Source organism: Cryobacterium arcticum (genome assembly GCF_003185895.1).
GTDB lineage: Bacteria > Actinomycetota > Actinomycetes > Actinomycetales > Microbacteriaceae > Cryobacterium > Cryobacterium arcticum.
Genome location: NZ_QHLY01000007.1, coordinates 82,536 through 99,558, shown reverse-complemented (window position 1 = coordinate 99,558; position 17,023 = coordinate 82,536). Strand labels below are relative to the sequence as shown.

15 protein-coding genes are annotated in these 17,023 nt (G+C 68.4%); 4 read left to right on the top strand and 11 right to left on the bottom strand.

The window, feature by feature from the left end:
- The first annotated feature begins 6 nt into the window (after nt 1-6).
- From CTB96_RS06085 to CTB96_RS06075, 3 genes are read left to right on the top strand one after another with little or no spacing between them, the layout of a single operon-like run.
- On the top strand, nt 7-885 hold the full coding sequence (locus CTB96_RS06085) for an HhH-GPD family protein (RefSeq protein ID WP_110126034.1): 879 nt from the start codon (nt 7-9) through the stop codon (nt 883-885).
- 34 nt (nt 886-919) lie between these two features.
- A complete protein-coding gene (locus CTB96_RS06080; protein WP_110126033.1) occupies nt 920-2,191 on the top strand; it encodes a D-arabinono-1,4-lactone oxidase in 1,272 nt (423 codons plus the stop codon).
- Nucleotides 2,184-3,170, top strand: coding sequence for an aldose 1-epimerase family protein (locus CTB96_RS06075; RefSeq protein ID WP_110126032.1), 987 nt, complete (start codon nt 2,184-2,186; stop codon nt 3,168-3,170). The genes CTB96_RS06080 and CTB96_RS06075 overlap by 8 nt, the downstream gene beginning before the upstream one ends.
- 75 nt (nt 3,171-3,245) lie before the next feature.
- Here the strand turns inward: CTB96_RS06075 and CTB96_RS06070 are convergent, their stop codons facing one another.
- From CTB96_RS06070 to nusA, 5 genes are all read right to left on the bottom strand, one after another.
- Nucleotides 3,246-3,731, bottom strand: coding sequence for a DUF805 domain-containing protein (locus CTB96_RS06070; RefSeq protein ID WP_110126031.1), 486 nt, complete (start codon nt 3,729-3,731; stop codon nt 3,246-3,248).
- Between the two features lie 182 nt (nt 3,732-3,913).
- On the bottom strand, nt 3,914-4,441 hold the full coding sequence (rbfA, locus tag CTB96_RS06065) for a 30S ribosome-binding factor RbfA (RefSeq protein ID WP_110126030.1): 528 nt from the start codon (nt 4,439-4,441) through the stop codon (nt 3,914-3,916).
- Between the two features lie 183 nt (nt 4,442-4,624).
- Entirely contained in the window at nt 4,625-7,480 is a 2,856-nt protein-coding gene (infB, locus tag CTB96_RS06060; RefSeq protein WP_110126029.1) for a translation initiation factor IF-2, read from the bottom strand.
- A gap of 76 nt (nt 7,481-7,556) precedes the next feature.
- Nucleotides 7,557-7,814 carry a YlxR family protein gene (locus CTB96_RS06055; RefSeq protein WP_110126028.1) on the bottom strand — a complete coding sequence of 86 codons (258 nt, stop codon included), beginning with the start codon at nt 7,812-7,814 and terminating at the stop codon, nt 7,557-7,559.
- A gap of 8 nt (nt 7,815-7,822) precedes the next feature.
- Nucleotides 7,823-8,833: a transcription termination factor NusA gene (nusA, locus tag CTB96_RS06050; RefSeq protein WP_110126027.1), complete on the bottom strand. Its 1,011-nt coding sequence runs from the start codon at nt 8,831-8,833 to the stop codon at nt 7,823-7,825.
- Nucleotides 8,834-8,993: 160 nt separating this feature from the next.
- Between nusA and CTB96_RS06045 the strand changes: the two genes are divergently transcribed.
- Nucleotides 8,994-9,827, top strand: a complete 834-nt coding sequence (locus tag CTB96_RS06045; RefSeq protein ID WP_248283243.1) for a DUF1206 domain-containing protein — start codon at nt 8,994-8,996, stop codon at nt 9,825-9,827.
- A gap of 81 nt (nt 9,828-9,908) precedes the next feature.
- Here CTB96_RS06045 and CTB96_RS06040 read toward each other — a convergent pair whose 3' ends face one another.
- The 6 genes from CTB96_RS06040 to CTB96_RS06015 form a co-directional block, all read right to left on the bottom strand.
- Nucleotides 9,909-11,678 carry a proline--tRNA ligase gene (locus CTB96_RS06040; protein WP_110126026.1) on the bottom strand — a complete coding sequence of 590 codons (1,770 nt, stop codon included), beginning with the start codon at nt 11,676-11,678 and terminating at the stop codon, nt 9,909-9,911.
- A gap of 198 nt (nt 11,679-11,876) precedes the next feature.
- Nucleotides 11,877-13,037: a flavodoxin-dependent (E)-4-hydroxy-3-methylbut-2-enyl-diphosphate synthase gene (ispG, locus tag CTB96_RS06035; protein WP_110126025.1), complete on the bottom strand. Its 1,161-nt coding sequence runs from the start codon at nt 13,035-13,037 to the stop codon at nt 11,877-11,879.
- Nucleotides 13,038-13,130: 93 nt separating this feature from the next.
- Nucleotides 13,131-13,466: an SHOCT domain-containing protein gene (locus tag CTB96_RS06030; protein WP_248283242.1), complete on the bottom strand. Its 336-nt coding sequence runs from the start codon at nt 13,464-13,466 to the stop codon at nt 13,131-13,133.
- Between the two features lie 118 nt (nt 13,467-13,584).
- A complete protein-coding gene (locus tag CTB96_RS06025) occupies nt 13,585-14,244 on the bottom strand; it encodes a response regulator (RefSeq protein WP_110126024.1) in 660 nt (219 codons plus the stop codon).
- Nucleotides 14,241-15,548 carry a sensor histidine kinase gene (locus CTB96_RS06020; protein ID WP_110126023.1) on the bottom strand — a complete coding sequence of 436 codons (1,308 nt, stop codon included), beginning with the start codon at nt 15,546-15,548 and terminating at the stop codon, nt 14,241-14,243. The genes CTB96_RS06025 and CTB96_RS06020 overlap by 4 nt, the downstream gene beginning before the upstream one ends.
- A 94-nt stretch (nt 15,549-15,642) precedes the next feature.
- Nucleotides 15,643-17,022: a M50 family metallopeptidase gene (locus CTB96_RS06015; protein ID WP_219993224.1), complete on the bottom strand. Its 1,380-nt coding sequence runs from the start codon at nt 17,020-17,022 to the stop codon at nt 15,643-15,645.
- Between the last annotated feature and the right edge of the window lies 1 nt (nt 17,023).

Here is a 17,023-nt window from a genome sequence, read left to right as displayed (position 1 = left end):
GAACCGATGAACGCCACAGCCATTCCCCCGGCGATCAGCGCCTGGTTCGAACAGAACGCCCGCGACCTGCCCTGGCGTCGAGAGGGTTTCAGCGCCTGGGGCACTCTGGTCAGCGAGTTCATGCTGCAGCAGACCCCGGTGACCCGGGTCATCCCGCGCCTGACCGAGTGGCTGGAACGCTGGCCGACCCCCGCCGACCTGGCTGCGGTACCGCCGGGTGAGGCCGTGCGGGCCTGGGCGAGCCTGGGTTATCCGCGCCGGGCGCTCTGGTTGCACGCCGCCGCGGTGCAGATCACCGAACGGCACGGCGGCATTGTGCCGGAGGACGTCGACGAGCTGCTGGCCCTCACCGGCATCGGCGACTACACCGCGCGGGCCGTTGCCGCGTTCGCATACGGCCACCGTCATCCGGTTGTCGACACCAACACCCGTCGGGTGATCGCCAGGGCGGTGACCGGGCAGGGCGAGCCCGGTCCGCCCAGCCGCCGTGACCTCGATGCCATGGCGGCCCTGCTCCCCGACGAACCAGTTGCGGCAGCCGTTTTTAATGCCGCCATCATGGAGCTCGGTGCGATCGTGTGCACCAGCCGCAGTCCCCGCTGCGACGTCTGCCCGGTGCGGGAGGCCTGCGCCTGGCGTGCGGCCGGGTATCCGGAGTACGCCGGGCCGAAGAAGGCCGTGCAGAAGAAGTTCGAGGGCAGCGACCGGCAGGTGCGCGGACTGATCATGGCCGAGTTGCGAGCCACGCACCATCCGGTCACTGCCGCAGAGATCGAGGGCCTGTGGGCGGATGCCGTGCAACGCGACCGCGCACTGGCCGGGCTTGTCGCCGACGGCCTCGCGGTGCCCGTCGAGCCCGGCCTGTACGCTCTTTCCCAGGGGTGAACCCCCTGCGCTTCCCCCTACAGAAACGGACTCCATGAAGAACTGGGCCGGCAACGTCGAGTATTCAACCCAAGACATCAGGCATCCCGCCAGCACCGCAGAGGTTTCTGCGATCGTGGTCGACGCCGGTGCGTCCGGAGGTCAGGTCAAGGCCCTGGGCTCGCGGCACTCCTTCTCCACCATCGCCGACAGCGTCGGCACCCTCGTCGCCCTCGACGAGCTGGCGATCGAACCGTCGCTGCAGTTCGGCGACGACGGTGTCGCGGTCAGCGTGCGCGTCGGCGCCGGCAGCACCTACGCCCAGGTCGGCGCGTTCCTCGCCGCCCGAGACCTGGCCCTGCCCAACCTGGCATCGCTGCCGCACATCTCGGTGGGCGGCGCGATCCAGACCGGCACGCACGGCTCCGGGGTGCGCAACGGGTCGCTGGCCTCGTCGGTCCTGGCGCTGGAGATCGTGCGCGGTTCCGGTGAGGTCGAGATCGTGCGGGAGCACGACCCCGACTTCGCCGCCTCGGTGGTCGGCCTCGGTGCCGTCGGCATCGTCACCGCGGTCACCCTGCGGGTGGAACCGCATTTCCAGATCTCGCAGTACGTTCACGAGGGTCTGAGCTGGAGGAACGCGCTCGCCAACTGGTCCGCCATCATGTCCAGTGGGTACAGCGTCAGCGTGTTCACCACTTTCCAGGGCGAGAACACCCATCAGGTCTGGTCGAAGCGTCGCCTCGACCGCGACGGACCGGAGCTCGACCTGGCCGCTCTCGGCGCCACCGAAGCGAAGGTCGCGTTGCATCCGTTGCCCGGCGTCGCCGCCAACAGTGTGACCGGGCAGCTGCGCGAACCCGGACCGTGGAACGAACGCCTCGCCCACTTCCGCAGTGAGTTCCAGCCCAGCCACGGTGAGGAGATCCAGTCCGAGTACCTCATCCCGGCCGAGCACGCCGTCGCTGCAATCGATGCGCTGCGGGCCATCGGCGACCGGATCGCTCCCCTCCTGCACATCTCCGAGCTGCGCAGTGTGGCCGCAGACACCGCCTGGCTCAGCCCGAGCTACGCCCGTGACTCGCTGGCCATCCATTTCACCTGGAAGCCGCTGCCCGCCGAAATCCTCACCGTTCTGCCGCTGGTCGAGCACACCCTGGAGTCGTTCGCACCGCGGCCGCACTGGGGCAAGGTCTCCACGATGTCCCCGGCCCGGTTGCGCCGGGCCTACCCCCGCCTCGATGACTTCGCGGCCCACGTGCGGCGGGTCGACCCGGCCGGCCGCTTCGAGAACGACTACTTGAAACGAGTCTTGCCCCATGACTGACGCCGCCCTGCACGGCACCGCTGCCGACACCGGCTCCTTCCCCGACCCGGATGCGGCGCCGCTGCCGCTGTCCGGATCGCAGTACACGATCGACCACGGCGGCTACTCCGCCACGATCGCCAGCGTCGGCGCGAGCCTGCGCCTCCTCACCTGGCAGGGCCGCCACCTGGTGGTTCCGTTCGAAGCGAACGAGGTGCGCCCCGGTTACCGCGGCGCTGTGCTCGCGCCCTGGCCGAACCGGGTCGTCGACGGCAGCTACACCTTCGACGGCATCGACTACCAGCTGCCGTTGACCGAACCCAGCCGCTCGCACGCCCTGCACGGCCTGGTCTGCTGGGCCGACTGGTCGCTCGAGGCCCGCACGGTCGATTCCGTGACTTTGCGCACCACCATCGTGCCCAGCGACGGCTACCCGCACCGGCTCAACCTGCTGGCCACCTACAGCCTCGCTGATGACGGCCTCACCACCACCGTGACCGCCGAGAACCTCGGTGCCGCCACAGCGCCGTACGGCACCGGCCCGCACCCGTATCTCGTCGCCGGCCCCGGCACCGTGGACGACTGGACGCTCGAGTTCCCCGCCGCCAGCTACCTCACCGTCACGCCCGACCGGCTCAGCCCCGTCGCCGTCGTACCGGTGGAGACCACGCCGGAGTTCGATTTCCGTTCTGCTCGCGTGATCGGCGACACCTTCATCGACCACGCCTTCACCGCCATCGCGACGGCGGCGGATGGGTCGGCCACTGTCATCCTCACCAGCCCGGCCGGTACCGGGGTGCGCATGCGCTTCGGCGCCGACCTGCCCTGGTTGCAGGTGCACACCGCAGACCGGCCTGCGCCTGAGCAGAGCCGCATCGGCTTGGCCGTCGAGCCGATGACCTGCCCGCCGGATGCCTTCTCCACCGGGGAGGACCTGGTGCTCCTCGCTCCGGGGACGATGCACACCGCCGGCTGGACGATCGCGGCCACCGAGGCCTGACTCGGCGAATCACCCACCACGCGAAAGACCCCGTGACCATCGTCACGGGGTCTTTCGCGTCTGGACGGCGAGTGGCTAGTAGCTGTACTGCGGGTTTGCCGAGTCGAACCGGGCGCCCTCCGGCTTGGACGGCATCAGGGTCAGCACGAACAGGATCAGTCCGCCGATGAACGGCACCAGGGCGATCAGGATGAACAGGGCCGAGAAGTTGCCGTCGTGCAGCCGACGGGCCGTGAGCGCGAGCCCCGGCACGAGCACGGCCAGCCCGTACACGCTGATGATCAGCACCACCACGATGGCTCCGCCCGACGGCGGTGCGACGGTGCCGTCGGCCGAGACCGTCGGGGCGCCGCCGGCAACGAGCGCCAGGATGCCGAGCACGAAGAGCACGACATAGTTCACCAGCGCCCACCACCAGTATTCGCTGAGGCTGGCCCGACCGGTGAAGGTGGCGTACTTGCTGAAGAAGCGCTTGACCGCGACGGCGATCGGGGCGCCGTAGTACGGCAGGGAGAGTGGAACGTCTCCGGCAGGTGCGGCGGATTGCTTCGGTTCAACCATGACAACTCCTTCTGGATGGGACGATTGCGTCGATCCTAGAGTTGTTTGGGCGTCTTCACCGGGGATTTCTCGAATTTCTCCAGTGTGTTCCGGAATGTTTCACTGACACGAAACCTCCGGCACCCGTGAGGGGGCCGGAGGTGTCGAGGTGGTGCGCCAGCCCGGGTGGGCCGGATGAGTCGTTACGCGTCGGGCTCGGTGGCGGCGGCGTGGCGTCCGGTGGGTGCGGGGGCCACCTCCACCTCGTCTTCGTCGGTGTCGTCGTCATCCTCGTCGTCGTCTTCGGCCCATTCGCGGGGCTTCACGTACGGGTCCTCGTCGCCGGCGTAAACGGCGGTGCGGGCCATTTCGTCCACCTGGGTGTCGCGTTCGCGCGCTTCGCGCAGCAGGTCGTCGATGAGCGCGGCGTTCTCCGGGATTCCGTCGGCGATGAACTCGATCGACGGCGTCAGGCGGGCCGTGATGTTCTTGCCCACCTCGCTGCGGAACATGCCGGTAGCGGCTTTCAGCGCCGCGGCGCTGTCCTTACGCTCGTCTTCCGAGCCGTAGACCGTGTAGAACACCGAGGCGTGCTGCAGGTCGCCGGTGACCTTGACGTCGGTGATGGTGACGAAGCCGAGTCGCGGGTCGCGGATGCCGCGTTCGAGCCGCTTGGCCACGATGACCTTGATGCGGTCCGCCATCTTCCTAGCGCGTGCCGGATCTACCATGATCTACTCCTATATGTCTGGGGTACTTCAAACGCTCTTAAGCCCTCCCCCACCATCGATTGACGGAAGGTGTCTCTGGGAGTGGGGTCGTAGCTTGATCCCCCCTCAGGGGAATCGGGGTAGGGGTCCCCGCTCTTCCCCTGAGGGGGGGATCAAGCGGAGACCCCTTGCAACGAGAGGCTATTAACCTCTCGGCTTTTCCTTCAATTCGATCGTCTCGATCTCATCGCCGATCTGGATGTCATTGAACTTACCAAGCCCAATACCAGCCTCGAAGTCCGTGCGGACCTCGGTGACGTCATCCTTGAAGCGACGCAGCGACTCGATGGCCAGGTTGTCGCCCACAACGATGCCGTCGCGGATGACCCGCGCCTTGGCGTTTCGCGTGATCGTTCCCGACCGCACGATGACACCGGCGACGTTTCCGAACTTCGACGAGCTGAAGACCTCGCGGATCTCGGCGATACCACTCTGCACTTCTTCGAACTCGGGCTTGAGCATTCCGGTGAGGGAAGACTCGATGTCCTCGAGTGCGTTGTAGATGACGGAGTAGAAGCGCACGTCGACACCTTCACGAGCCGCACGTTCGCGCGCCTTCGTGTCGGGGCGAACGTTGAAGCCGATGATGATGGCGTTGTCGACGGTGGCGAGGTTGACGTCGCTCTCCGTGACCGCACCGACACCGCGGTGGATGATGCGCAGCTGTACGGAGTCGTCGACCTCGATCTTGAGGAGCGACTCTTCCAGTGCTTCAACAGCACCGGACACGTCACCCTTGATGATGAGGTTGAGCGATTCGACCTTGCCCTCTTCGAGTGCGCGGGTGAAGTCCTCGAGGCTGATGCGCTTGCGGGCCTTGGCCAGCAGGGCGTTGCGCTCGGCGGCTTCGCGCTTCTCGGCGATCTGACGTGCGGTGCGGTCTTCATCGATAACGAGGAAGGTGTCACCGGCGCGCGGAACGCTCGAGAGGCCCTGTACCTGGACTGCACGGGACGGGGTGGCGGCGAGAACGGCGACGCCGTTTTCGTCGGCCATCGCACGGACGCGGCCGTAGGCCGTTCCGGCGACGATCGAGTCTCCGACCTTCAGCGTTCCCGACTGGATGAGCACGGTGGCAACAGCACCGCGACCCTTGTCGAGCTTGGCCTCAATGGCCACACCGCGGGCATCCTTGTTCGGGTTGGCGCGCATGTCGAGTCCGGCGTCAGCGGTGAGCAGGACGGCGTCGAGGATTTCCTGGATGCCGATCTTGTTCTTGGCCGACACGTCGACGAACATGACGTCTCCGCCGTACTCTTCGGCGACGAGGCCGAATTCGGTGAGCTGCTGGCGCACCTTCTGCGGGTTCGCACCGGGCTTGTCGATCTTGTTCACTGCGACCACGATCGGCACGTTGGCGGCCTGTGCGTGGTTGAGTGCCTCAATCGTCTGCGGCATGATGCCGTCATCGGCGGCGACCACGAGGATCGCGATGTCGGTGACCTGCGCACCACGAGCACGCATGGCGGTGAACGCCTCGTGACCGGGGGTGTCGATGAAGGTGATGGCGCGGTCGATACCCTCGTGCTCGGTGACGACCTGGTACGCACCGATGTGCTGGGTGATGCCACCGGCTTCGCCTGCGGCCACCTTGGCGTTACGGATGGCGTCGAGCAGCGCGGTCTTACCGTGGTCGACGTGACCCATGACCGTGACGACGGGCGGACGAACTTCGAGCTCTTCGTCGGTCTCGTCGGCCAGCTCCTGGTCGATGTCGATGTCGAAGCCGAGCAGCAGTTCGCGGTCTTCGTCGTCGGGCGAGACCATCTGGATCTTGTAACCCAGTTCGCTGCCCAGGACGTCGAAGGTTGCCTCGTCGAGCGACTCGGTCGCCGTTGCCATCTCACCGAGGTGGAACAGCACGGTCACCAGGTTGCCCGGGCTCGCGTCGATCTTGTCGGCGAAGTCCGTGATCGAGGCACCGCGGCGCAGACGCACCACGGTTCCACCGTCGCCACGGGGGACGCTGACGCCACCCAGCGACGGAGCCTCGCGCAGCTCGAACTCGGCCCTCTTCGTCCGCTTGGACTTGCGTGCCTTGTTCTTGCCGCCACCGCGACCGAATGCACCAGCGGTTCCACCGCCGGGGCCACGGCCACGTCCACCGGCGCCGCCGCCACCGGCGGGGCGGGGCGGGCCGAAGCCGGGAGCACCGGCAGGGGCGCCGGGCCGGGTGAAGCCGGGGCGTGCGCCACCGGCGCCGCCCGGAGCGCCACCGGGGCGCTGGAAGCCACCCGGACGCTGGCCGAAGCCGGTCGGGCGGGGTGCCTGGCCGGGTCCACCGGGGCGCGGGGCGCCGGGGCGGGGTGCGGCAGGGCGGGGGATGTTGCTGGGCGAGGACGTGGACGGCGGACGCTGTCCCATGCCCTGTGCGCTCGCGAACGGGTTGTTGCCCGGACGCGGGGTGGGGGTCTTGCCCATGCCCTGGTTGCTGGCGAACGGGTTGTTGCCCGGACGAGCTCCCGGACGCGGCACGGTTCCACCGGGCTTGGCGGCGGCGGACGGCTTGTCGCCGTCGGCCTTCGCTGCCGGAGTGGCGGCCGCGGGGGTCGCCTCGGTGCCGGTGGAGCCTTCGGTCGCTGCTGCCTTCTCGGTCGCTGCTGCCTTTTCGGCGGCCGCGGCCTTCTCTGCGGCCTGGACCTGTCGCTCGGCAACGGTCAGCGGAGCGGCGGGCATCGGCGGTGCATCTGCTGCGGGTGCCTCGACGACAGGTGCGGGCACCGGTGCGGCAGGACGTGCAGGGCCCGGACGGACGCCGGGCTTGGCCGTGGTGGTCGAAGCCGGCTTGGCGGCGGCAGGTGCCGCCGGCGTGGCAGCGGCGCCGCCGGTGGCGACCCCGTCGGCCTCGAGTGCGGCACGCAGACGGCGTGCCACGGGGGGTTCAACACTGCTGGACGGTCCCTTGACGAACTCGCCCATCTCTTTCAATTTGGCAAGGGCTACCTTGCTGTCGACACCGAGCTCAGTTGCGATCTCGTGTACGCGTGGTTTTGCAGCCACAATTCTCCTGTTCCGGGCCTGCACCCGGAAAGGGGCAGACCGTTAGTAACGGACGGGTCTCATTTCGAGCCGCTCATTAGTTATCCATTAGCCAAGTCAGCCTGTTCTCTAGTTGATTTGCGTCCAGGGGGCTGGTCACGCGGAGGGCACGCCCAAAAGCGCGCCTCTTTACGGCCTCCTGGAAGCACGCGATGGTGGGATGAATCCACGCACCTCGCCCAGGCAGGGTGGCAGTCTCATCGACCACCAGCAGCGAATTCTGGGCGACAACCCTCAGAAGAGAGGATCGCGAGGCGCGCGAACGGCATCCAATGCACGTTCTAACGGGATCCATCGTACCCCCTATTCGTCATCCTCCAGAATGCTGTCTGGCTGGATGTCGATTTTGGCGCCCGTGAGCTTGGCGGCGAGGCGGGCGTTCTGGCCCTCCTTGCCGATCGCGAGCGACAGCTGGTAGTCGGGCACGAGGGCCCGAACGGCCTTGATCGACTCATCGATGACATAGGCGCTGGTCACCTTGGCGGGCGAGAGCGCGCTGGCCACGAAGGTGGCCAGGTCGGGCGAGTAGTCGACGATGTCGATCTTCTCGTTGTTGAGCTCTGCGGTCACCGCGCGCACGCGCTGGCCGAGTTCGCCGATGCAGGCGCCCTTGGCGTTCACGCCGGGCTCGGTGGCCCGCACGGCGATCTTGGTGCGGTGACCGGCCTCGCGGGCCAGGGAAACGATCTCCACGACTCCGCTGGCGATCTCGGGCACCTCGAGCGCGAACAGCCGGCGCACGAGCGACGGGTGAGTGCGCGACACGGTGATCTGCGGACCCTTCATGCCGCGGCCGACGGCCGTGACGTACACCCGGATGCGGGAACCGTGCACGTAGCTTTCGCCGGGCACCTGCTCCTCCGGGGGAAGGATCGCTTCGATGGTGCCGAGGTCGACGTGGATCATGCGGGGGTTGGGGCCCTGCTGGATCACGCCGGCGACGATCTCGCCTTCGCGGCCCTTGAATTCACCGAGCACAGCGTCATCCGCGATGTCGCGGAGTCGCTGGTTGATGACCTGCTTGGCCGCGAATGCGGCAATGCGACCGAAGTCGTCGGGGTTGTCAACGGCTTCGCCGATGATGTTGCCCTCTTCGTCGTGCTCAGGAATGTAAATGTCGACGTGACCGGACTTGCGGTCGAGTACGACGCGAGCTCCGGGTTCTTCTTCCGCAGCCTGCTTCAGTGGCTCACCCTGGTGGGTGTGCTTGAGGTAGGCCGTCAGAATTGCTTGCTCGATGATCTGCACGAGTTCCTCGAAGGGAATCTCTTTCTCGCGCTCCATCAGCCGCAACACGCTGAGGTCGATGTCCATGGCCGGCCTCCTCTATTCAGATCTTGCCGCCGCGAAACCGCGCAGCGGGCTTCTACCAAGGTACCGGAATACCGGCAGCCCCGTCACCCGTTCAGCGGTAGGAGCCGTGCACACCGGTGCGCCTTGCGATCGCCGGCGGTGTCGCGGTTACGATATCCCGATGATGACACGCTCCCCCGCACCGTCCGGCGCTCAATCGGCAGGCAGAGCCGCCCGGAGCGCGGGCAGCAATCCGCATTTGAAGACCCTGGCCCGGGTCGGCTACGCCGTGAACGGCCTGCTGCACGGCCTGATCGGCGCGATCGCGATCAGCGTCGCCGTCGGTGCCGGTGGTGAGAGCGCTGACCAGTCCGGAGCGCTCGGCGAGGTCGCCAAGTCCCCCGGCGGCGTGTTCGTGCTCTGGGCGATCGTGGTCGGCCTCGCCGCCCTGGGCGTCTGGCAGTTGCTGCAGGCCTTCCTCGTTCCCGGCGACGACCCGAAGAAGGTGTGGGCGCACCGCGCCAAGGAGATCGGCAAGGGCGTGGCCTACCTCGCCGTCGCCGGCACCGCGGTCACCGTTGCGGTCTCGGGTTCGGCCAGTTCCTCCGGCAGCACCCAGTCGGCCAGTGCGACGGTTCTCGGCTTGCCGGGCGGCCCGGTGCTGCTGATCGTCGCGGGTCTCGCGGTGCTCGCGATCGGTGTCTACTTCGTCTACAAGGGCGTCGCGCGCACGTTCACCGAGGACCTCACAGTGCCCGGGGGAACCCTGGGCCGGGCCACGGTCGGGCTCGGTGTCGCGGGCTACGTGGCCAAGGGCATCGCGGTGGGCGTTGTAGGCATCCTGGTGATCGTGGCCGGGTTCACCGTCGACCCGAGCCAGTCGACCGGCCTCGACGGCGCCCTGCGCTCGCTGGCAGAGCTGCCGTTCGGTGTGGCCATCCTGGTGCTGGTGGGCCTCGGCCTGATCGCCTACGGCCTCTACTGCCTCGCCAGGGCCCGCTTCGCTCGTCTCTAACCTCCCCGAACACGCGAAAGCGGTCATCCGGTTGCTTCAGCGACGCTGAGGCAACCGGATGACCGCTTTCGCGATTGCTGGTTAGGCGAAGTGGGCAGCCAGCTCGGAGACGGCCACCTGGGTGCGCTCACCCGAGCGGCGGTCCCACAGCTCCACGATGCCATCGGCTGCGCCGCGGCCCACGATCACGATGGTGGGGATGCCGATCAGCTCGGCGTCGCCGAACTTCACGCCGGGCGAAACCTTGCGGCGGTCGTCGTAGAGCACGTCGCGGCCGGATGCCTCGACCAGGGCGGTCACGGCCTCACTGGTCTCGAAGACGATCTCGTCGCGGCCGGTGGCGATCACGTGCACGTCGAACGGGGCGACGGCCTCGGGCCAGATCAGGCCCTTGGCGTCGTTGTTCAGCTCGGCGATCACGGCGAGGGCACGGGTGACGCCGATGCCGTACGAACCCATGGTGACGGTGACGAGCTTGCCGTTCTCGTCGAGCACCTTGAGGCCCAGCGCCTCGGCGTACTTGCGGCCGAGCTGGAAGACGTGCCCGATCTCCATGCCGCGGGCCAGTTCGACCGGGCCGGAGCCGTCGGGGGCGGGGTCTCCGGCGCGCACCTCTGCGGCCTCGACCACACCGTCTGCGACGAAGTCACGGCCGGCGACGAGGCCGAAGACGTGGCGGCCGGCCTCGTTGGCGCCGGTGATCCACTCGGTGCCGTCGACCACGCGCGGGTCGACCAGGAAGCGGATGCCGGTGGCGGATTCTTCGCCCAGCATCGCGCCGGTGGCCGACCACGGGCCGATGTAGCCCTTGACCAGGCCGGGGCGGCCGGCGATCTTGTCGAGCTTGGCGAAGTCGCCGTCGTTGGCGGCCTCGACCTCGGCCGGGGCGAAGGCCACCTCAACGCGCTTGAGGTCGACGTCACGGTCGCCGGGGACGCCGATCACGACGATCTCGCGGCTGCCGTCGAGCTGCACCAGGGCGAGCACCACGTTCTTCAACGTGTCCGCTGCGGTCCACTCGCGGCCGTCGGGGCGCGGGTGGTTGGCGTTGGCGCTGTCGACCAGGGTCTGGATGGTGGGGGTGTCCGGGGTGTCGTGCACCTCGGCGGCCGGGAACCCGGTGAAGTCGATCGCGGCGGGCGCCAGGGTGCGGAACGCCTCGACGTTGGCCGCGTAGCCGCCGTCCGAGCGCACGAAGGTGTCTTCGCCGACGGCGGTGGGGTGCAGGAACTCTTCGCTCTTGGAGCCACCCATGGCGCCGGCATCAGCCTGCACGACGACGTATTCGAGGCCGAGCCGGGTGAAGATGCGCTCGTAGGCGTCGCGCTGGGCCTGGTAGCTCACGTCGAGGCCGGCGTCGGTGTGGTCGAAGGAGTAGGCGTCCTTCATGGTGAACTCGCGGCCGCGCAGCAGGCCGCCGCGGGAGCGGGCCTCGTCGCGGTACTTGTCCTGGATCTGGAAGATCGACAGCGGCAGATCCTTGTAGCTGTTGTAGAGGTCCTTCACGAGCAGGGTGAAGACCTCTTCGTGGGTGGGGGCCAGGAGCAGGTCGCTGCCCTTGCGGTCCTGCAGGCGGAACAGGCCGTCGCCGTACTCGTCCCAGCGGCCGGTGACCTCGTAGGGCTCGCGCGGCAGCAAGGCCGGGAAGTGCACCTCGAACGCTCCGGCGGCAGCCATCTCCTCGCGGATGATGGTCTCGATCTTCGCCTTGACCTTCAGGCCCAGCGGCAGCCAGGCGAAGATGCCCGGCGCCTGACGGCGGATGTACCCAGCGCGCACAAGCAGGCGGTGGCTGGTGACCTCGGCATCAGAGGGGTCTTCGCGAAGGGTACGGAGGAAGTAGTTCGACATACGAATAGGCACGCACCTACTTTACGGCGCGCGGGCAGATCGCAATCCCCTTGGGCCGTTGGTCGAGCCTGTCGAGACCCGGTGGCCGTGCCTGCGGGTCGCGACCACAGATCGGCTTGCGGGGTCTACTTCGACAAGCTCAGCACGGCGTCGACAAGCTCGACCAACGGGGTGGCGTGTGTCGAGACTTACTTGCGCTTAGCGGGAGCCGACCGTCACGACGGGGGAACCGAGGGAGTCTTCGCTGGGCGGCATCTCGGCAGCCATGCGGTTGGCCTCCTCGATCAGGGTCGCCACGATCTCGGACTCCGGCACGGTCTTGATGACCTCGCCGCGCACGAAGATCTGACCCTTGCCGTTGCCGGATGCGACGCCCAGGTCGGCGTCGCGGGCCTCGCCCGGTCCGTTAACGACGCAGCCCATCACGGCCACGCGCAGCGGAACCGTCATGCCCTCGAGGCCGTCGGTGACGTCGTTGGCGAGCTTGTAGACATCCACCTGGGCCCGGCCGCAGCTGGGGCAGGAGACGATCTCGAGCTTGCGTTCGCGCAGGTTCAGCGACTGCAGGATCTGCAGGCCCACCTTGATCTCCTCCGCAGGCGGCGCGGAGAGCGACACCCGGATGGTGTCGCCGATGCCCTCGCCGAGCAGGATGCCGAACGCCGTGGCGCTCTTGATGGTGCCCTGGAACGACGGCCCGGCCTCGGTGACACCGAGGTGCAGGGGCCAGTCGCCACGTTCGGCGAGCAGCCGGTAGGCCTTGACCATGATCACCGGGTCGTTGTGCTTGACCGAGATCTTGAAGTCGTGGAAGTCGTGCTCCTCGAACAGGCTGGCTTCCCAGACGGCGCTCTCGACGAGGGCCTCAGGGGTGGCCTTGCCGTACTTCTGCAACAGGCTGGGCTCGAGCGAGCCGGCGTTGACGCCGATGCGGATGGAGACGCCGGCAGCCTTGGCCGCGGCGGCGATCTTGCCCACCTGGTCGTCGAACTTGCGGATGTTGCCGGGATTAACCCGCACGGCCGCGCAGCCGGCGTCGATCGCCTGGTACACGTAGCTGGGCTGGAAGTGGATGTCGGCGATCACCGGGATCTGGCTCTTCTTGGCGATGATCGGCAGCACTTCGGCATCGTCGCGGCTCGGCACGGCGACGCGCACGATGTCACAGCCGGAGGCGGTGAGCTCGGCGATCTGCTGCAGGGTTGCGTTGATGTTCGTCGTCGGTGTGGTGGTCATTGACTGCACACTGACTTGCGCGTCTCCGCCGACGAGGACCTTGCCGACCTTGATCTGGCGGGACTTACGTCGGGGAGCGAGGATTACGGGGACTTTGGGCGTACCCAGGTTGATTGCGGCCACGAATGTAGCTTACGCGTGCCCGGCTCAGTTCCTCCTGAACGCCCGATCGGGCCCGCCCGCCGGTGAGGGCAGGCGGGCCCGACGGGCCCAGGGTCAGGCTGACGGTGCGCCGTCCCGGTTGGCGCGGAGCACCTCGAGCCGGGCACGGTACTCGACTTCGTCGATGTCGCCCTGGGCGAATCGTTCGGCCAGCGTCTTCTCGGCGCTGCGCGCATCCGCCTGGCCGGCGCCATGCGGGCCGTTCGGGTAGCCGTATGGGCTCTGGCCGTTCCCGCCCCGGCGCCAGCGGCGGCCGAAGATGGCGAAGAGCGCCACCACGACGCCGATCCAGAACAGCGGGATCAGCAGGAACAGCCAGCCGAATCCGCCGCCGCCCATGCCCCAGCCCGGGTGGGCGGCGAGCCCGGTGAGAACTGCAGTGGTCAGCATGATGTCTCCATTTCGTTGGGGGAAAACCTGTGCCTCCAGCGTGCCGACCGGATGCGGCGGGCGAATCTGCCCGCAGGAGTCACCTGCGCTACACCCGCGGGAGCATCCGCCGGCGCCGCTACCGGCCTGGGGCGACCAGGCCCGCGTCGTAGGCGGCGATGACCAGCTGGACCCGGTCGCGGGCGGCGAGTTTGCCCATGATGCGGGACACGTGGGTCTTCGCGGTCAACGGGCTGAGGAACAGGCGCTGGCCGATCTCCGCGTTGGTCAGCCCGCGGCCGACGAGGCCGAGCACCTCCTTCTCCCGTTCGGTGAGGGCCGTGAGGGCGCTGTCGTCGCGCGGCTCCGACTGCCCCGCCGCCATCCGGGCCAGCAGCCGCCGGGTGACACTCGGCGAGAGCAGGCCCTCCCCCGCCGCCACGACCCGTACCGCGCGGATCAGCTCGGCCGGTTCGGTGTCCTTCACCAGGAAGCCGCTCGCGCCGGCGCGGATGGCCCGCGCCACGTACTCGTCGAGTTCGAAGGTGGTGACGACCACGATGCGGGTGTGCCGGAGGTCAGCGTCGCGCACGATCTGTTCGGTCGCCCAGAGGCCGTCGCCGTCCGGCATGCGGATGTCCATCAGCACCACGTCGGGACGCAGCCGGGTCACCGCATCCACGGCGTCGCGGCCGGTGCCGGCCTCCGCCACCACCTCCAGGTCGGGCTCGGACTCGAGCAGCGACCTGAATCCGGCCCGGATCAACTGCTGGTCGTCGGCGACGACCACCCGGATCATCCGTTGCCCCGTTCGCCCTGGCCGGCGCGGCCGGGCAGCGGGAGCCTCGCTTCGACCAGGAAACCGCCGCTTTCGGTCGGCCCGGCGCGCAGCGTTCCGCCGAGCAGTTCGGCGCGCTCCCGCATACCCAGCAGGCCGCCGCCCGGATCGACCGGTGGCAGACGTTCCCCTGGCGCACCGCTGTCGGTCACGGTCAGCAGGTAGGCGCCCCGGTCGATGCCGAGATACACGGATGCGTCGTGCGACCGGGAATGGCGCAGCACGTTGGTGAGTGCCTCCTGGCAGATGCGGTAGAGCGCCAGCTGGGTGGCCGCCGGTGCGGCGCTCTCCACCTCGAGCAGGTTCACGTAGGCCACGCCGAGACCCTGCGCACGGAACGAGTCGATCAGGGCCGGGAGCCCGGCCAGATCGGGCTCCGGAGCCAGCGGCGCGCTGGAGGGCTCAGCAGGGTCCGAACGGAGGATGCCGAGCACCGTGCGCACCTCGTCGAGCGCGTTCTTGCTGGCGCTCTTGATGTTCGCGAGGGCGTCTGCGGCCTTCTGCGGCTGGCTGTCGATGAGGTGCAGGCCCACCCCGGCCTGCACGTTGATCTGCGACAGCGAATGCGCCAGCACGTCGTGCAGTTCGCGGGCGATGCGCATCCGCTCCCGTTGTTCGGCTGTGAGCCGGCGGGCGTCCGCGCTGCGCCGGTGCTCCAGGATCGCCTCCCGGCGACGGCGGAGGCCCTCCCCGGCGCCCATCAGCAGCACCAGCACGAAGGTGGTGCCGGCGATCCGGAACGGGTTGAAGCTGATTCCCCAGAGACCGGCCAGTGCGATGGTGCCCACCCAGGCCAGCGCGACGGATGCGTACACCCAGATCCGCGCGCCCCGCACGATTCCGAGCACCACGGCGAAGGCCAGGGCGGCGAAGGGGGTGACCACGGTGGGAAGGATCAGGATCGGCGCGGCGGCGGCGACGGCGGAGATCATGACCACTGGACCGGGAAACCGGCGAGCGGCGATCAGCGAAAGCGGACCGACGAAGGCCAGCGCGAGGACCAGCACGGCGACGGCGGCCGGGGCGGACTCGCCGGGGCCGGGCAGCGCTTCCGCCCATCGCCGAGTGTCGAACGGAGTCTCACCTTCCGGAAGGCCCCAGCGCCCCCGCCAGAGTTGGAACGCCGTCGTCGGCACCTGCACGAGTAACGAGACCACGACAGGCAGCCAGAGCCGCACCGACGGCGGCAGCCGCTCGCCCGGCCAGCCCCGGCGGCGCTCCGACCAGCCGGAGTCGTACCCGGGCGTCTCTGCGGACGATGACATGCAACGATGCTACGTCCGCTCGCCCGGGCGCGAGTTAGCCCCGGGGAGCGCATTCCGGCGGCCGGGTACTCCCGAGGGAGTACACCGGGCAGACTCAGCCGAACAGGTTGATCGGTTTGACGATGTCGGCGTAGATGAGCAGCAGGCTCATGCCGCCGAGCACGATCACCACGGCGAAGGTCAGCGGCATCAGCTTGGCGGTGTCGACGGGTCCTGGATCGCGGCGCTTGAACAGCTTGGCGAACCAGCGACGGATGCCCTCCCAGAGCGCGCCGGCGACGTGGCCGCCGTCCAGCGGCATCAGCGGCACCAGGTTGAAGACGAACAGGGCGATGTTCAGCGAAGCCAGCAGCCCGAGCAGGCTGGCGGTCTTGCTGGCGATCGGGATGGTGTCGATACTGGCGATCTCGCCGGCCACCCGGCCGACGCCCACGACGCTGATCGGGCCGTTCGGGTCGCGCTCCCCCGGGCCGAATGCGGCGTTGGCCACGTCGATCAGGCGTTGCGGCAGGTTGAGGATCATGTGGAAGACCCCGGAGATGTTCTCGCCCACTGTGGGCAGAACGGCGGATGCCGGCTGCGGCACGAGCTCCCCGGCCGGGCCGATACCGACGAAGCCGACCTCGGTGGTCTGTTCGGTACCGCTGGCGTCGGTGACGACGTTGCCGTCGTCATCCGTGACGTAGCGTTCGGTGAGCTTGGGGGTGATGACGAGGGTCTGTTCGGTGCCGTCCCGGTCGACGATGACCTGGAGCGGCGTGCCGGAGGACTCGCGGATGATCGCGGTGGACTGTTCCCAGCTCGTGATGGCGGTGCCGTCGATGCTCACCAGCCGGTCGCCGGGCTCGAGCCCAGCGGCGGCGCCGGGGGCGGCCTCGTCGCCGGCGCCGCAGGTCTGCCGGTCGCTCGTGGCCGGCAGCACGCAGGCGCTGACGCTGCCGACGGTGGTGCTGGCCTGGGTGGTGCCGAAGCCCATCAGCAGGATGGCGAAGAGCACCACGGCAATGAGCAGGTTCATGAACGGGCCGCCGAGCATGATGATGATGCGCTTGAATACCGGCAGCCGGTAGAACGCGCGGTGGTCCTCACCCTCGCCGATGGTGTCGGCGCTGGCCTGGCGGGCCTCGTCGACCATGGTGCCCAGGGCACCCTGCTTCTTGTCGGGTTCGCCCTCCTGCACCAGTTGCTGGAAGAATCCGGTGCTGTTCGACCGGGTCTTGCCGCCGTCTTTGGCGGGCGGGAACATGCCGATCATCGAGATGTAGCCGCCCAGGGGCAGGGCCTTCACGCCGTATTCGGTTTCGCCCTTGCGCCGGGACCAGATGGTGGGGCCGAAGCCGATCATGTACTGGGTGACCTTGACCCCGAACAGCTTGGCGGGCACCAGGTGGCCGATTTCGTGCAGGCCGATGGAGAGCGCCAGCCCGACCACGACCACGGCAACGCCCAAGATATACAACAGCACGGATTCCACA

Coding starts and splice junctions, on each gene's coding strand:
- CTB96_RS06085 (WP_110126034.1), top strand. CDS start 7: ATGAACGCCACAGCCATTCCCCCGGCGATCAGCGCCTGGTTCGAACAG.
- CTB96_RS06080 (WP_110126033.1), top strand. CDS start 920: ATGAAGAACTGGGCCGGCAACGTCGAGTATTCAACCCAAGACATCAGG.
- CTB96_RS06075 (WP_110126032.1), top strand. CDS start 2,184: ATGACTGACGCCGCCCTGCACGGCACCGCTGCCGACACCGGCTCCTTC.
- CTB96_RS06070 (WP_110126031.1), bottom strand. CDS start 3,731: ATGGTTGAACCGAAGCAATCCGCCGCACCTGCCGGAGACGTTCCACTC.
- rbfA (WP_110126030.1), bottom strand. CDS start 4,441: ATGGTAGATCCGGCACGCGCTAGGAAGATGGCGGACCGCATCAAGGTC.
- CTB96_RS06055 (WP_110126028.1), bottom strand. CDS start 7,814: ATGGATCCCGTTAGAACGTGCATTGGATGCCGTTCGCGCGCCTCGCGA.
- nusA (WP_110126027.1), bottom strand. CDS start 8,833: ATGGACATCGACCTCAGCGTGTTGCGGCTGATGGAGCGCGAGAAAGAG.
- CTB96_RS06045 (WP_248283243.1), top strand. CDS start 8,994: ATGATGACACGCTCCCCCGCACCGTCCGGCGCTCAATCGGCAGGCAGA.
- CTB96_RS06040 (WP_110126026.1), bottom strand. CDS start 11,678: ATGTCGAACTACTTCCTCCGTACCCTTCGCGAAGACCCCTCTGATGCC.
- CTB96_RS06030 (WP_248283242.1), bottom strand. CDS start 13,466: ATGCTGACCACTGCAGTTCTCACCGGGCTCGCCGCCCACCCGGGCTGG.
- CTB96_RS06025 (WP_110126024.1), bottom strand. CDS start 14,244: ATGATCCGGGTGGTCGTCGCCGACGACCAGCAGTTGATCCGGGCCGGA.
- CTB96_RS06020 (WP_110126023.1), bottom strand. CDS start 15,548: ATGTCATCGTCCGCAGAGACGCCCGGGTACGACTCCGGCTGGTCGGAG.